We start from the raw sequence: 15,278 nt of genomic DNA on the forward strand, positions 1-15,278 counted from the left end.
GCAATCCGGGTGAGGGGCATGGCACATACGGCGCCGCGGTCGCGGACCATCGAACGGGCACGACGCAGCATGAGCGCAGCAACTTTGCGGAGCTGAGAATTATTAGGCTTGCAGCCCAGCAGCTGCACCGCCCGTGCGGCTGCCCCTCACCCCGACCCTCTCCCCGTGAAGAACGGGGAGAGGGAGCGCACCGACGTCGCGGCGGGCAGCCATGACGATGTGGAGCCGGACGAACGCATCACTTCGATGACCAAATGCGATAGCTCCTGGTTGGCAAGTTGCGGCTCGACTGGCTATCCTCGGCGCAAACGTCGCATGCAGGGGAGGAGCCGCGATGCGGAGCATCAGGATCGGCGCCGGCGCGGGCTATTCCGGTGACCGCATCGAGCCAGCGGTCGAGCTCGCCGCGCATGGCGGACTGAACTATCTGGTGTTCGAATGCCTCGCCGAGCGCACCATCGCGCTGGCGCAGCAGGCGCGCTTGAAGGACCCGCAGTCCGGCTATGATCCGTTGCTGGCGGCACGCATGGAAGCGGTGCTGCCGATCTGCCGTGCCAACAACGTCCGCATTGTCACCAACATGGGGGCGGCCAATCCGCCTGCCGCGGCAGAGGCAACGCGCGTGATCGCGCGCAAGATCGGCCTGTCCGGCTTGAAGATCGCGGCGGTGATCGGTGATGATGTGCTCGACCATCTGAAGACAGCCGACGTTGTACTCGACACCGGCGACCGCGTGACCGGTCTTGGCAATCGCATCGTGTCGGCCAACGCCTATGTCGGCGCCCGCGCGATCGCCGACGCGCTCGCCGCCGGCGCCGATGTCGTGATCACCGGGCGCGCCGCCGATCCGGCGCTGTTCCTCGGGCCGCTGGTTCATGAATTCGGCTGGGCGATGGACGATTGGGACCGGCTCGGGCAGGGCACCGTGGTCGGCCACCTGCTCGAATGCGCCGGTCAGATCACCGGCGGCTATTTCGCCGATCCTGGATTGAAGGACGTTGCCGGTCTCGCGCGGCTGGGCTTTCCGATTGGCGTCGTGCGCGAGGATGGCGAACTCATCGTCACCAAGGTTTCAGGCTCCGGCGGCTGCGTCACGCCGGCTACGGTGAAGGAGCAGCTGCTCTACGAGATCCACGACCCCACGCAATATTTTCAGCCCGATGTGGTGGCGGATTTTTCACACGTCCATATCGACGAGCTTGGCCCCGATCGCGTCAGGGTCGTCGGCGGTCGCGGCAAGCCGAAGACCGGCCTGTTGAAGACCTCGGTCGGCTATCTCGATTCTTATGTTGGCGAAGGCCAGATCTCCTATGCGGGCCCAGGTGCCGTCGCGCGCGGCCGCCTCGCGCTCGACATCGTGCGCGAGCGGCTTGCGCTGACCGGCGTGGCGGTGAGCGAGCTCCGCTGCGATCTGATCGGGCTCAACGCGCTGCATGGCGATGCGCGTGCCGAGGGCGGCGAGCCGTACGAAGTGCGTGTTCGCGTCGCAGGACGCACCGAGACGATGGCCGAGGCGATCAGGATCGGCAACGAGGTCGAGACGCTCTACACCAATGGCCCCGCCGGCGGCGGCGGCGCGTGGAAATCGGCCCGCGAGGTCATCGCCGTGGCCTCATGCCTCGTTCGCGAGGACGCTGCGAAGTCCTGCGTTGCGATGCTGGAGGCCTGAATTTCCGAGGCCTTCACGGATCGTCGCGGATGCCGCAAGATGCTGCGCATGATTGCTGCGAGCGCGAGCGGTGGGGATTCAGTCGATGTATGACGTCATTGTGGTCGGCGGTGGATCGGCGGGGGCCGCCGTTGCTGCACGTCTGTCCGAGCGGCCGGAGACCCGGGTGCTGCTGCTCGAGGCCGGAGCCGATTGGCGCGCCGCCGACGTTCCGTGGGAGATCGCGACGCCCAATCCGATTCCCATCATTCATGATCGCGCCTTCCAGGAAAAATGGCAGTGGCCGCAGCTGATGTCACGGCGTGTCGCCGGACAGCCGATGCGCTTCTACTGGCGCGGCAAGGGTCTCGGCGGCAGCTCGATGATGAACGGGCAGATCGCGATCCGCGGAGTCGCCGAGGCGTTCGACGAATGGGCGGCCAATGGTTGCACGGGATGGTCGGCGCGCGATGTCATGCCGCTGTTCTCGCTGATCGAGGATGATCTCAGTTTCGGCGACACCGATGGGCATGGGTGCGGCGGGCCGCTGCCGGTGTATCGTGCGCCACCGGAGGGGGCCGATCGACTGCGGCTTGCGTGATGCGGCGCTGGCCAGCGGCTATGTCTGGTGCAACGATCTCAACGGGCCTGACGGCGAAGGCGTCGCCTGCTATCCGATCAACAGCCGCAACGGGCGCCGCATCTCGACCAACGAGGCTTACCTCGAGCCGGCGCGCGGCCGCGCCAATCTCGAAATCCGCGGACGCGCGCTGGTCGATCGTGTCCTGATCAGCGACCGCCGCGCCACCGGCGTGCGCGTCCACATCGAAGGGCAGGGCGTCCACGAGATCGCCGCGCGCGAGATCGTGCTGTGCGCGGGCGCGATCCACAGCCCGGCGATCCTGCTGCGCTCCGGCATCGGGCCAGGCGCGGACCTGCAGGCGATGGGTGTCGCGACGGTGCGTGATCTGCCGGTGGGGCGGCACTTCTTCGATCATCCGCTGTTTCGCACCACGATTCAGTTGCGCGAGGGTCTGCGTCCGACGGACCGCGATACGCGCCACACCAATTGCTGCGTGACCTATTCGTCGGGGCTCGCCGATGGCGGCAAGCGGGACATGATCCTGATCGCCTTCAACCATCGGGCCATCGGCGTGCCCGGCGCGATCGGCGCCGGCCTGTTCAACGCGTTCTCGCGCGGCACGCTGACGCTCGCGTCGACCGACCCGACGGTGGACCCGATCGTCGAGGAGAACATGCTCGCCGATCCGCGCGACATCGCGCGAATGCGCGACGCGGTGCGAAGGCTCGCGGTGATCACGGTACAGCCGGCGCTGCAGGAGATCGCCGACTGGATCCGGCTCGGCGATACCGAGTACACGCTGCCACAGGCAGCCGCGCTGCCCGATGTGGAGCTCGATGCTCTCCTGCGCCTGGTGACCGGCGACATCCAGCACGCCGCGGGAAGCTGCCGCATGAGCGGGGTCGGCGATGCCGACGGCGTGGTCGACCCGAATGGTGCCGTAAAGGGGATCGTCGGACTTCGCGTCGCCGACGCCTCGATCATGCCGTCCGACTGCCGCGCCAACACGCATTTCACCACCGTCGTGATCGGCGAGGCGATCGCGCGGAAGATGCGGCAGCGGCCATAGCTCGGATGAACGGGCGCCGCAGCCCGTAGGGACACGATGTCCACCCTCACCCTGAGGAGCCCGCCGCAGGCGGGCGTCTCGAAGGGCGAGGCCCCAGCTCTGGCCTCTTGGTTCGAGACGCGCCTTCGGCGCTTCTCACCATGAGGATCAAAAGCCGAGGGTGGCACTGCACACCGGACCATGAACACGCCAAGAGGCGTGTTCATGGAGAGGGCGAGATCAGCCCTGGCCGCGCGCCTCAGCCGATCGTGAAGCGCAGGCCGGCGCGGGCGCGGCCGCCGGAGATCGCGATCGGCGTGCCGTCGGCACGCCAGCACGCCGCGCCGGTCATCGTGCCATCGTCGCCGAAGGCAATCGCATTCATGCCGCCCGCCACCACCGGCTCGCGCTTGATCTCGTGGCCGCGCGCGGCGAGCTGCTGCGCGACATCATTGGGAAAGACCGGCTCGAGCTCGAGCACGCCGCCTTGCGTCCACAGCCGCGGTGCTTCGACCGCTTCCTGCAGCGACATGCCGTGGTCGATCAGGTTGACCAGCGCCTGGAAGGCGGACGGAAAGATGCGCAAGCCGCCGGGGAGGCCGAGCGCGTAGCGCAGCCGGCCGTCACGCAGCGCCATCATTGGCGCCATCGAGGTGAAGACGCGCTTGCCGGGCTGGATCGACAGCGCCCGGCCGGGATGCGGGTCGAAATTGTACATGTAGTTGTTGGCGGTCATGCCGGTGCCCGGGATCTGCACGCAGGCGCCGAACAGGCCGTTGATGGTCTGGGTTGAAGCGACGACATTGCCGTCGGCATCGGCCACGGTGACATGCGTGGTGTTGGCGGACTCGGTCGCCGACAGGCCCGGACCGAAACCCTGCGCGCGTCCCATGTCGATCTGTGCGCGGCGCTGGTCGGCATAAGCTTTCGACGTCAGCCGCTCGACCGGCACGTCGACGAAGGCAGGGTCTGCGGTCGCGACCGCGCGGTCGGCAAACGCGATCTTCAAGGCTTCCGCCAGCAGATGGGCGCCATCGGCCGAGCCGAAGCCGAGCGCGCCGATGTCGAAGCCTTCGAGGATGTTCAGCATTTGCACGATGTGCACGCCGCCGGAGGAGGGCGGCGGCGGGCCGACGATCTCATAGCCGCGGTAGGTTCCGCGGATCGGTGCGCGCGCGATGATGTCGTAGGCGCCGAGATCGGCGGTGTCGATCAGGCCGCCGTGGTCGGCCATGTAGGCGGCCAGCGCGTCGCCCAGCGGTCCGCCATAGAGGGCGCCGGGGCCGCGCTCGGCGATCAACCGCAGCGTCGCCGCGTAGTCGCTCTGGACCACGCGCGCGCCCGGCTGCACCGGCTCGCCGCCAGGCAGGAACAGCGCCGCGAGATGCGGATCACGCGCGAGGTCGCCGGCGACCAGGCGGGCGCAGTCGTTGAGATAGGGGCTCGCGACGAAGCCATGCTCGGCCAGCCGGATCGCCGGCGCCATCACCTCGGCCAGCGGCAGCTTGCCGTAGCGCGCCAGCGCCTCGCACCAGCCTTTCAGCGCGCCCGGCACCGCGACGGCGAGCGCGCCGACGGCGTTGCGGCGGCCACGCGTCTCGCGCGCCAGCGCGATCTCGTCGGACACCGGATCGTACATGCCCGGCGTGGCCCGTCGCGGCGCCGTGCTCAGTCCGTCGAGCACGACGTGGCGGCCGTCGGCGAGGTGGATGTGCGACAGCCCGCCGCCGAGGATGCCGACCATCATGGGCTCGACCACGGTGAGTGCGAACAAGGCCGCGACGGCAGCATCGATGGCGTTGCCGTCGCGCATCAGCATCTCGGCGCCCGCGCTCGATGCGAGCGGATGGTTGGTCACCACCATGCCGCGGGAGCCGGTTGCCGGCCGCTTCTCGCAACTGAACTCGGCGAAGCGCCGCGAGCCCGTCGACGTCATGCAGGATCTCCACTGTACCATGGCGCGGCAGTCGCCGCGCGAGGACTCTGATCCTGACCGATCCCCGGCGTCGAGGAAAGAGGATTGCGGTTGCAGCGTACTGACAAGTGCGCGCCATGCGTTGGACGGAGGGCGTCGCTCCTCGTCGCCTCGTTCTCATCGACGATCATCTGTGTTAGGCCTGCCATCAGTTCAATTTTGCGAGCGTGTTGACGGCATGACCCACTACGACCTGATCATTCGCGGCGGCCGCGTGCTCGACCCGGAGACACAACGCGACGCCAGCGCCGACGTCGCCGTCAAGGATGGCGCGATCGTCGCCGTCGGCGACGTCGCAGGCAGCGCGGACCGGATGATCGATGCGGCCGGGCTCGCGGTCGTGCCGGGCTTCATCGATCTGCACGCGCACGGCCAGTCGCTGCCGGCCGACCGCATGCAGGCGTTCGACGGCGTCACCACGACCTTGGAGCTCGAGATCGGCGTGATGCCGGTGGCGCGCTGGTATGATGAGCAGGAGGCGATCGGCCGCACGCTCAACTACGGCGCAGCATCGGGCTGGGTGTTCGCGCGCATCGCGACGATGACGACGCAGCAGACCGCCTCCACCATCGCCGGCATGGGCGAGGCGACGCGCGACAAGCGCTGGGTCGAGGAGGTCGCGACCGCGGCGGAGACCGCCGAGATCGTCGAGCGGACGCGGCAAGGCCTGGAGCAGGGCGGCCTCGGCATTGCCTTCCCGAACGCCTACGCGCCCGGCACCGGCATGAAGGAGCTGTCGGAGCTGTGCCGCCTCGCCGCCCGGCACAATGCGCCGACCTATACGCACATCGCCTACATGTCGAACATCGATCCGCGCAGCTCGGTCGACGCCTATACGCGGCTGATCGGGCTCGCCGGCTCGACCGGCGCGCACATGCACATCTGTCACTTCAACAGCACCAGCCTGCAGGATGTCGAGCGCTGCGCCGAGCTGGTGCAGACCGCGCAGGCGCAAGGCCTCAAGGTCACGACGGAGGCCTATCCCTATGGCACCGGCTCGACGGTGGTCGGCGCCGGCTTCTTCGCCGATCCGGCCTTCTGCCAGCGCATGGGCACCGGCTATGACGCGATCGAGATGGTGGCGGAGCGGCACCGGCTCGGCAGCCGCGACGAGCTGCTCGCGCGGCAGCAGGACGATCCCGGCGCGCTGGTGCTGATCCACTTCCTCGATGTCGCCGTCAACCAGCGCCATCGCGATCTGCTCGACGTCTCCGTGCTGTTTCCGGGCGGCGCGATCGCTTCCGATGCGATGCCGTGGATCCTGTCCAACGGCACCGACTACACCGGCGATGCGTGGCCGTTGCCGGACGATGCGGTGTCGCATCCGCGCTCGTCGGCGACCTTCACCAAATTCCTTCGCGAATGGGTGTTGGAGCGCAAGACGGTGCCGCTGATGGAGGGGCTTGCAAAGTGCACGCTGATCCCGGCCCGCATTCTGGAGCCGTCGACGCCGGCGATGCGGCGCAAGGGCCGGCTGCAGGCCGGCTGCGACGCCGACATCGCGGTGCTCGATCTCGCCGGCCTGCGCGACCGCGCCGACTTCCTCAACATGAACCGGCCGTCGGAAGGCGTGCGGCATCTGCTCGTCAACGGCCATGCCGTGATCGCCGAGGGACAGCTGATCCGCGACGCCAGGCCAGGGCGGGCAGTGCGCCGGCCCGTGCTGTCATGATCGTTCCCGTCCTGCTGGTCGCCGGCGCGCTCGGCGCCGGCAAGACGACCTTGCTCAATCATCTGCTGGCCAATCCCGGCGGCCGGCGCATCGCCGCGGTCGTCAACGATTTCGGCGCCGTCGACATCGACGCGCAGCTGTTGGGCACGGTGACCGAGGAGGTCATCAGCCTGAAGAACGGCTGCATCTGCTGCTCGCTGCAGGGCGATCTGCTGCGCACGCTGTCGTCCGTCATCAAGCGCGACCCGGCGCCCGACGCGATCGCGATCGAGACCTCCGGTATCTCGGATCCAGCCGAGATCATCCGCAACCTGATGGATCCCGTCATCTTCAAGGTCGCGCCGCTGGAGACGGTGGTGACGCTGGTCGATCCGCAGCGATTGCTCGACGATCCTGAGATCGCGCAGGATGCGCTGTGGCGATCGCAGCTGCGCGCCGCCGACTTCGTGCTGCTGACCAAGGCGGATCTGCTCGATCGCGATGCTCTCGACCGGGCCCGCGCGATCGTCGGTCGGACCAAGCCGGCATCGGCGATCTTCGAGATGGCGCATGGGGTCGTCGCGCCCGACCTGCTGTTCAGCCGCGATATCGGCGCGGCACGCGAGCTGCCGCCTCAGGTCCCGGCCATGTCGCAGCCATTCGCGACTCTCACCTGGACCTCGCAGGCGCCGCTGTCGCTGGCGCGCTTTCAAGAGGTGATTGGCCAGCTCGCACGGCGCACCCTGCGCATCAAGGGCATCCTGACGTTCACCGACCACCAAGGGCGGCCGGTCGTGTTCCAATCGGTTGCGACGCGCGGCACCCTTGCTCCTTCGCCGCTACCGCCGGCCGATGGACTGACCGCGCAACTCGTCGTGATCGGGCGCGAGGGAGAGCTCGATGCTGATGAGGTCGACGCGTTGCTGCGCTCGATCGAAGCGCCGTGACCATGCCGACCGTGCGCGGTGGGTGATTGATCAGGTGAGCGTGGAAGTTATGAAATACCTACGCTTGCGCTCACCACGTCATTGTCCGCGGCCGACGTCGCCCGGAAAAATCCGCATTGCTGCCGATATTCGCGCCGGGCCGGAAGCCGCCGTCGCCACATTTCGCGGCTCCATTCTGGGCGGTTCGGATCTGGCCTGGTCAGCCCTCGGCAGATCGGCTTTGGGCAGATCGGCCTTCGCCGAATCGTGTTTCGGCGGCTCGAGCTTCAGCGGCCGGAGCGGCTGACGCTTCGCCATGGCATCCATGACCGCTCTGTTGGCTTTCTCGATCCGCTTGGCTGCGGCGACGTCGGCGAAGGCGCGGTCGAACTTGCGCATGCGATAGAACACGATACCGCGGTCGATATAGGCTTCCTGATAGCGCGGATCGAGCTGGACGGCCGCGTCGAGATCGGTCAGCGCCGCGGTCAGATCGCCTTTCTGGAACGACGCCATGCCGCGATCACGTAGGGCACGGGCACCGTTCGACGGCGCATTGGCGGCCAACGCGCCCTCCGCATTGCACGCCGCCGGCGCGCTCGGCCCACAGCCGGGACGCTCCTGCTCGGCCGAATAGACCGCATCGACCTTGCTGACGCGCAACGGCAGCTGATCGGTCGCAGACGGCGCGTTGGGCGTCGTTGACGACGCAGTGGCTGCGGTATCGCTGCCGGCCGCGGGAGCCGACCCGGCAGCGACTACGCCCTCCGGCGCCGCCGACGCGCTCTCGATCGGCTTGGTGGGAACCTCGCTCGGCTTGACCTTGTTGGTCGCGACCACGATCGGCTCCACCGCTGCGATCGAAGCCGACGACATGTGGGTGAAGAGCAGATAGCCGGTCAGCGCGACCGCAGAGGCCCCGGCCAGCGCCATCACGCCCGAAGCCACCTTGTGAACCCTGGCGACGACCGCGAGCTTGGATTCCTGCCGTTGCTCGTCCTGCGCAGCACCGAGCAGGCGGTCATAGGCCGTGCGCTGATCCTTGTCGGCGAGAATGTCGTTGGCGCGGACGATCTGGCGGAACCGCAATGCGGTGTCGGGATCTCCGGGGTTGAGGTCGGGATGACTCTCTTTCACGGCCTTGCGAAAGGCAGCCCGGATGTCCTCAGCGTCATCGTCGGGAAGAGCTCCGAGCAAATCGTAAAGCGTCTTCATCGTCGCGCTCGCTGCAGGTTTCCTTCGTCTCCGACCGAAAATCCCACGGCGATTTTACGCTGGAGCACTCGTACTAACTCGTTCCACCTGACATGATGAGGGGTCAATTCGGCGGAAAAATGACTTAAAGTGGCGAAGTGCTGAGCCATTTCTGCCGAGTTGAAGCCCATTTTGAGCGTCCCTGCACGTGACCACAATCTTGGATTGAATTTCGACAGGTAATCGCCTTGGATTCAGGCCCGCGCCTATGACAGGCCCGCGCCTATGATGAGCGGTAAATTTGAAGCAGCGTTTAACGTCGCTACCGCTGGGATCACCAGCTCTGCTGGTTCGCTTGCAGGAGCGGCAGCCCGGCCGCTATACCGATGGCATGACCGAATTTCATGGTGTCTTCCCCTATCTCGCTTCGCCGATCGACGCGGACGGCACGATCCGCACCGACGTGCTCGGGCGGCTCTGCGACGACCTGATCAATGCCGGCGTGCATGGCCTGACGCCGCTCGGCTCGACCGGCGAATTCGCCTATCTCGACCGCGCTCAGCGCATGAAGGTGGTGGAGGCGACGATCGATGCGGCGCAGGGCCGGGTGCCCGTCATTGCCGGCGTGGCATCGACCGCGATCGCCGACGCGGTGGATCAAGCCAGGACCTACCAGAAGCGTGGCGCAAACGGCATCCTTGCGGTGCTCGAGGCCTATTTCCCGGTGAACGATGCCGGCATCAAAGCCTATTTTCGGGCGATCGCCGATGCCGTCGACATTCCCATCGTCATCTACACCAACCCGCAGTTCCAGCGTTCCGACCTCTCGCTCGATGTCATCGCTGATCTCGCCGAGCATCCGCGGATCAACTACATCAAGGACGCATCGACCAATACCGGCCGGCTGCTGTCGATCATCAACTGCTGCGGAGACGCCATTCAGGTGTTCGCGGCGTCGTCGCACATCCCCGCGGCGGTGATGCTGATCGGCGGCAAGGGCTGGATGGCCGGACCCGCCTGCATCATTCCGCGGCAGAGCGTCGAGCTCTACGATCTCTGCAAGGCGTCGCGCTGGGACGAGGCCCTGGCGCTGCAGCGGAAGCTGTGGCGCGTCAACGAGGCGTTCGCCCGCTTCAATCTGGCCGCCTGCATCAAGGCGGGCCTGTCGATCCAGGGCTACGACGTCGGCGATCCCGTGCCGCCGCAGGCCGCGCTCACGGCGGAACAGCGTAAGGTGGTCGAAGAAGTGCTGCAAAGCCTGGGGTGAACCCAGGCCGTCATGGCCGGGCTTGACCCGGCCATCCCATCCCAAGCGGAAGCGGGGTTTTGGATGCCCGGGCCTTCGCCGCGCCGAAGCGGCTACGGCCGCGCAGGCGGTCAAGCCCGGGCATGACGGTGTGGTATGCCGCACCAGCACAATCTCGGCTTGGCCAGCGGAACACCAATCCGCTAAAAAGCATGCAATTACATTGAACTCACCAAGGACTGACAATGAACATTCTTCCCAACAACATGCGGTTTGGTGCGGGGCAGCCCGTCAAGCGTCTGGAGGATCAGCGGCTGCTGACCGGGAAGGGGCAGTTCATCGACGACAAGCCGGAGGACGGCGCGCTGTGGCTCACCGTGCTGCGCTCGCCGCATGCGCATGCGAAGATCGTGTCGATCGATGCGGCTGCGGCGCGCGAGATCCCTGGCGTGGAAGCGATCTACACCGGTGCGGATCTCGTTGCCGACGACATCGGCACCATTCCGACGCTCGCGATCTTCAAGCGCCCGGACGGCAAGCCGATGACCGTGCCGCCGCGCCGTTTGCTGGCGCATGAGGTGGTGCGCTTTACCGGCGAGGCGGTCGCGGCCGTGGTCGCGACGTCGCGCACGATCGCGCAGGAAGCTGCGGAAGCCATTGCCGTGGATTACGAGGTGCTGCCGGCGGTGACCGATCCTGTGAAGGCGATCGAGCCGGGCGCGCCCGTGGTGTGGGCCGAGGCGCCCGACAACATCGTCGCCGCTATGAGCTATGGCGATGCCGCCAAGGTCGAGGACGCCTTCGCCTCCGCGCCCCACAAGGTGTCTCTCGACATCAACAGCCAGCGCCTGGTGCCGTCGGCCATGGAGCCGCGCTCGACCATCGCCGAGATCGAGAAGAAGACCGGCCGTCTGTTGTTGTACGTGCAGTCGCAGACGCCGGCTTCGACTCGCGACGTGCTCGCCGACGCGGTGCTGAAGCGGCCGAAGGAAAGCATTCGCGTGCTGGTCGGCGACATCGGCGGCGGCTTTGGCCAGAAGACCAACCTCTATCCGGAGGACGGCATCGTCGCCTACGCCGCGACCAAGCTGAACAAGAAGATCCGCTGGCGCGCCGAGCGCACCGACGAGTTCGTCGGCGGCACGCATGGCCGCGATCTCACCTCGACCGCCGAGTTCGCGCTCGACGCCAAGGGCAAGGTGCTGGCCTATCGCGTGCGCTCGATCGGCGCCACCGGCGCCTATTCGTCCGGTGCTGCGAATATTATCCCGCTGGTGCTCGGCCCGTTCGTGCAGACCGGTGTCTATGATCTCCCGCTGGTGCATTTCGAGGTCAAGACCGTGATGACGCACACCGCGCCGGTCGGCGCCTATCGCGGCGCCGGCCGCCCCGAGGCGGTGTTCATCGTCGAGCGGCTGTTCGACACCGCCGCGCGCCAGATCGGCATCGATCCGCGCACCATCCGCAAGGCGAACTACATCAAGCCGGCGCAGCTGCCCTACACCAACGCCGTCGGCCAGGTGTATGATTCCGGCGCCTTCGCCCACATGCTGGAGCGCGCCTCCAAGCTCGCCGACTGGGACGGCTTCAATGCGCGCAAGCGCGAGGCCAGGAAGCGCGGCATGCTTTACGGCCGCGGCCTCACCAGCTACATCGAATGGACCGGCGGCCGCGCCCACACCGAGAAGGTGTCGCTGCATGCGACGTCCGAGGGCCGCGTCATCCTGCATTCCGGCACCATGGCGATGGGGCAGGGGCTGCAGACCACCTACACGCAGATGATCTCCGACACGCTCGGCATCCCGCTCGACAAGATCGACGTCGTGCAGGGCGACACCGATCTCGCCACCGGCTTCGGCAGCGTCGGCTCGCGCTCGCTGTTCGTCGGCGGCACGGCGGTAGCGGTGTCGTCGAACGATCTGATCACGAAGGCGCGCGAGAAAGCGTCGAACCTGCTGGAGACCGCGGTCGAGGACATCGAGTATCGCGACGGCTTCCTGACCGTCGTCGGTACCGATCGCCGCATCAGCCTGTTCGAGATCGCGCAGAAGGAGCAGGCCGCCAAGCTGTCGGTCGACAGCGAGGGCGAGGTCGATGGCCCGAGCTGGCCGAACGGCACGCATATCTGCGAGGTCGAGATCGATCCGGACACCGGCATCAGCCAGGTGGTGCGCTACACCACGGTCGACGACGTCGGCGTCGCGGTGAACCCGATGCTGGTGGCCGGGCAAATCCATGGCGGCGTGGCCCAGGGCATCGGCCAGGCGCTGTACGAGAACGTCGCCTATGATGCCGACGGCCAGCTCCTGACCGCGACGTACCAGGACTACTGCATCCCGCGCGCCGACGACGTGCCGCCGATCACGGTGACGCTCGACGATTCCGCGCCGTGCAAGACCAACCCGCTCGGCTCCAAGGGCTGCGGCGAATCCGGCGCCATCGGCGGCCCGCCCTGCGTCACCAACGGCGTGATGGACGCGCTGTTCGAGCTCGGCATCACCAATCTGCAGACCCCGCTGACGCCCGAGAAGGTGTGGGCGGCGATCCGGGACGCGAAGGCGAAGAAGGCGGCGGCGTAAGATCGGAGTACAGCGCTCTCATCGGCGCATGTGAGATCCGAGCCCTCACCACAAGCACGCTGCGCCCCCCTCCCCCTTGCGGGGAGGGGTCGGGGGTGGGGGTCTCCGGGCGCTGAACTTGGTGGAGGCCGCCAAATACAATCTCTCAACGCGCATAGTCCGATCGACTCATATCGTTCGACGTCATCCGCCTCGCTGAGGACTGAACTCTCTCATCGACAGCGCGACTCGCGGACCCCCACCCCCGACCCCTCCCCGCAAGGGGGAGGGGAGCGCACCGGCGTCGGGGCGGCAGCTCGGGTCCGACTCTTACGTGTTGCCGACCTGAGATGAGACAGCGGGACGCTCGTTGGATTCATCGCTGACAGGCAATTCGATCGCCACGCTGAAATCGCCGGCCTTACCACCGAAGCGTAACGCGCCGCCATGCGCCAGCGCGACCTCGTTGGCGATGGCAAGTCCAAGCCCCGAGCCGTGCGAGCCGTCGCCCTTCTGGAACGGCACCAGCAGTCCCGCCTGCGCTTCCGCCGCAATTCCCGGGCCGTCGTCCCAAACAACGATCGCAACCTGCGACGCCGTACGCTCCACCTTCACCATCAGCCGCGTCCGCGCGCCATGCGCCAGGGCGTTGTGGATCAGATTGGCGAGCGCCTCGCGCAGGCTGATCGCGTCGGCGTCGACCACAGCCTCGGTCTCCGACGGCACGAAGCTGACCGAGACCTCGCGGTCCAGCGACAGTGGCACGCTCTGCGACAGCACCGATTTCGCCAGGGTATTGACGTCGGTGGCCACGAAGCGCGGCGCCTGCGCGCGGTGCTGGATCATGGCGTGGTCGAGCAGCTGGCTGGTGAGCCGGGCGAGGTCGGCGATGCGGCCGCGCAGCCGATCGAGCGCCTTGGGATCCCTGGTCTGATCGCTCAGCAGCTCGACCTCGGCATCGATCGCTGCCAGCGGTGTACGTAGTTGGTGCGTCGCGTCGGCGATGAAGCGCTGCATCAGCGTGATGCGCTCCGACAAGCGCTGCATGAAGCCGTCGATGGCGCCGACCAGCGCGCGCACCTCGCGCGGCGGCGTCATCGCGATCGGGCTGAGATCATCCGGCCTGCGCTTGACGATCTCGGCCTCGATCCGGGTCAGCGGCGCGAACACCAGCCGCAGGCACAATGCTGTCGCGACCAGCGCCAGCAGGCTCATCGCAGCGATCAGGCCGATCGCCTTGGACGCGAGATCCCAGGTCAGGACGTCGCGGGCGCGCAAGGTCTGCGCCAGCACGATCTGGCTCCAGCCGTCGCCGGGCGCACCGTCGAGCCGGCGCGCCACCGCCGCGATGCGCACGGGCTGGTCGCGGTAGACGCCGTCACGCAGCACGACGCCGTCGCGCAGCGTATTGGCGGGCGCGCTGACCGCGAGATCGTCATAGCCCGCAATGACCACGCCGCGCGGATCGGTGACGCGATAGAACACGAGGTCATAGGCCGACAAGGTCGCGAACGCGGCGGCCGGCGGATCGAGCGTCACCACGCCGCCCTGCATGTAGATGTTCTCGGCAATCTGCACGGCGCCGCCGGCGAGCAGCTTGTCATAGGCGTCGCGCGCGGCGGTCGCCGCATATTGCCAGGCGGCGAGGCTGAGCACGATGGCGCCGACGGCCAGGATCGCGCCGATCGCGATCAACAGCCGCGCGCGCAGCGACGCCCTGATTTCACGAAGCGTGGAGCTGATAGCCAAGGCCGCGCTCGGTCTTGATCTCGACGGTGGTCGCCGAAAGCTTGCGGCGCAGTCGCGCAATGAATTGCTCGACGGCGTTCGGGCTCGGGTCTTGGTCGAAGCTGAAGAGCTGCTCCACCAGCTCCTCCTTGGCGACATAGCGCCCGGGGCGTGCAGCGAGGATCTCCAATACGGTGAGCTCACGTCGGGTCAGGTCGAGCGGTTGGCCCGCCACGCTTGCGGTGCGCCCGGCGCGGTCGATCACCAGCGGCCCCAATGTCAGCAGATTGTCGGACTGGCCGGCGGCACGACGCAGCAGCGCGCGGGCCCGCGCCTCCAGCTCGCGATAGTCGAACGGCTTGATCAGATAATCGTCGGCGCCGAGGTCGAGCGCGCCGATGCGGTCGTCGACCGCCGAGCGTGCGGTCAGCACCAGCACCGGCGTGCGCAGGCCGCGCTTGCGCAAATGCTTGAGCACGGCGAAGCCGTCCATGTTCGGCAGCATCACGTCGAGCACGATCAAATCATAGGTCTGCACCTCGATCAGCTCGCTCGCGGTGCGGCCGTCCTTCTCCCAGTCGACGGCGTAGCCGATCCGCTCGAACCGGCTGGTCACGGCGGCGCCGATCTCGGGCGTGTCTTCCACCAGCAGGATGCGCAAAGTCTCGTCTCGGTCCGGAGTCAGGTTCGCGTCAGTCTCCTCCTCTATCACTTCGAATAA

At 67.3% G+C, this 15,278-nt stretch carries 9 protein-coding genes and 1 pseudogene; 6 read left to right on the plus strand and 4 right to left on the minus strand.

Annotation, left to right across the window (positions count from 1 at the left end; all coding sequences use genetic code 11):
- Positions 1-334: 334 nt before the first annotated feature.
- Entirely contained in the window at positions 335-1,669 is a 1,335-nt protein-coding gene (locus tag ACQR1I_RS04550; protein WP_434867810.1) for an acyclic terpene utilization AtuA family protein, read from the plus strand.
- A gap of 85 nt (positions 1,670-1,754) precedes the next feature.
- Positions 1,755-3,300, plus strand: a pseudogene (locus ACQR1I_RS04555) (GMC family oxidoreductase).
- Between the two features lie 238 nt (positions 3,301-3,538).
- Here ACQR1I_RS04555 and ggt read toward each other — a convergent pair.
- A complete protein-coding gene (ggt, locus tag ACQR1I_RS04560; RefSeq protein WP_434867809.1) occupies positions 3,539-5,215 on the minus strand; it encodes a gamma-glutamyltransferase in 1,677 nt (558 codons plus the stop codon).
- 217 nt (positions 5,216-5,432) lie between these two features.
- Here ggt and ACQR1I_RS04565 point away from each other — a divergent pair, with 217 nt between their 5' ends.
- Both ACQR1I_RS04565 and ACQR1I_RS04570 read left to right on the plus strand, forming a co-directional pair.
- Positions 5,433-6,926, plus strand: a complete 1,494-nt coding sequence (locus tag ACQR1I_RS04565) for an amidohydrolase family protein (protein ID WP_434867808.1) — start codon at positions 5,433-5,435, stop codon at positions 6,924-6,926.
- Positions 6,923-7,852 carry a CobW family GTP-binding protein gene (locus ACQR1I_RS04570; protein WP_434867807.1) on the plus strand — a complete coding sequence of 310 codons (930 nt, stop codon included), beginning with the start codon at positions 6,923-6,925 and terminating at the stop codon, positions 7,850-7,852. Before ACQR1I_RS04565 ends, ACQR1I_RS04570 begins: the two co-directional genes overlap by 4 nt.
- 78 nt (positions 7,853-7,930) lie before the next feature.
- Here ACQR1I_RS04570 and ACQR1I_RS04575 read toward each other — a convergent pair whose 3' ends face one another.
- Entirely contained in the window at positions 7,931-9,046 is a 1,116-nt protein-coding gene (locus ACQR1I_RS04575) for a DnaJ domain-containing protein (RefSeq protein WP_434867806.1), read from the minus strand.
- Positions 9,047-9,416: 370 nt separating this feature from the next.
- Here ACQR1I_RS04575 and ACQR1I_RS04580 point away from each other — a divergent pair, with 370 nt between their 5' ends.
- Positions 9,417-10,292, plus strand: a complete 876-nt coding sequence (locus tag ACQR1I_RS04580; RefSeq protein ID WP_434867805.1) for a dihydrodipicolinate synthase family protein — start codon at positions 9,417-9,419, stop codon at positions 10,290-10,292.
- Between the two features lie 224 nt (positions 10,293-10,516).
- Complete coding sequence (locus tag ACQR1I_RS04585; protein ID WP_434867804.1) at positions 10,517-12,850, plus strand: xanthine dehydrogenase family protein molybdopterin-binding subunit; 2,334 nt, start codon at positions 10,517-10,519, stop codon at positions 12,848-12,850.
- Positions 12,851-13,159: 309 nt separating this feature from the next.
- Here ACQR1I_RS04585 and ACQR1I_RS04590 read toward each other — a convergent pair whose 3' ends face one another.
- Both ACQR1I_RS04590 and ACQR1I_RS04595 read right to left on the minus strand, forming a co-directional pair.
- Positions 13,160-14,578, minus strand: a complete 1,419-nt coding sequence (locus tag ACQR1I_RS04590; protein ID WP_434867803.1) for a sensor histidine kinase — start codon at positions 14,576-14,578, stop codon at positions 13,160-13,162.
- Complete coding sequence (locus ACQR1I_RS04595) at positions 14,553-15,218, minus strand: response regulator (protein WP_434867802.1); 666 nt, start codon at positions 15,216-15,218, stop codon at positions 14,553-14,555. The genes ACQR1I_RS04590 and ACQR1I_RS04595 overlap by 26 nt, the downstream gene beginning before the upstream one ends.
- Positions 15,219-15,278: the final 60 nt, after the last annotated feature.

Source organism: Bradyrhizobium sp. HKCCYLS2038 (assembly GCF_051167655.1).
GTDB lineage: Bacteria > Pseudomonadota > Alphaproteobacteria > Rhizobiales > Xanthobacteraceae > Bradyrhizobium.

Bases quoted from the DNA above. Each gene is read 5' to 3' on its own strand.
- ACQR1I_RS04550 (WP_434867810.1), top strand. From the start codon at position 335: ATGCGGAGCATCAGGATCGGCGCCGGCGCGGGCTATTCCGGTGACCGC.
- ggt (WP_434867809.1), bottom strand. From the start codon at position 5,215: ATGACGTCGACGGGCTCGCGGCGCTTCGCCGAGTTCAGTTGCGAGAAG.
- ACQR1I_RS04565 (WP_434867808.1), top strand. From the start codon at position 5,433: ATGACCCACTACGACCTGATCATTCGCGGCGGCCGCGTGCTCGACCCG.
- ACQR1I_RS04570 (WP_434867807.1), top strand. From the start codon at position 6,923: ATGATCGTTCCCGTCCTGCTGGTCGCCGGCGCGCTCGGCGCCGGCAAG.
- ACQR1I_RS04575 (WP_434867806.1), bottom strand. From the start codon at position 9,046: ATGAAGACGCTTTACGATTTGCTCGGAGCTCTTCCCGACGATGACGCT.
- ACQR1I_RS04580 (WP_434867805.1), top strand. From the start codon at position 9,417: ATGACCGAATTTCATGGTGTCTTCCCCTATCTCGCTTCGCCGATCGAC.
- ACQR1I_RS04585 (WP_434867804.1), top strand. From the start codon at position 10,517: ATGAACATTCTTCCCAACAACATGCGGTTTGGTGCGGGGCAGCCCGTC.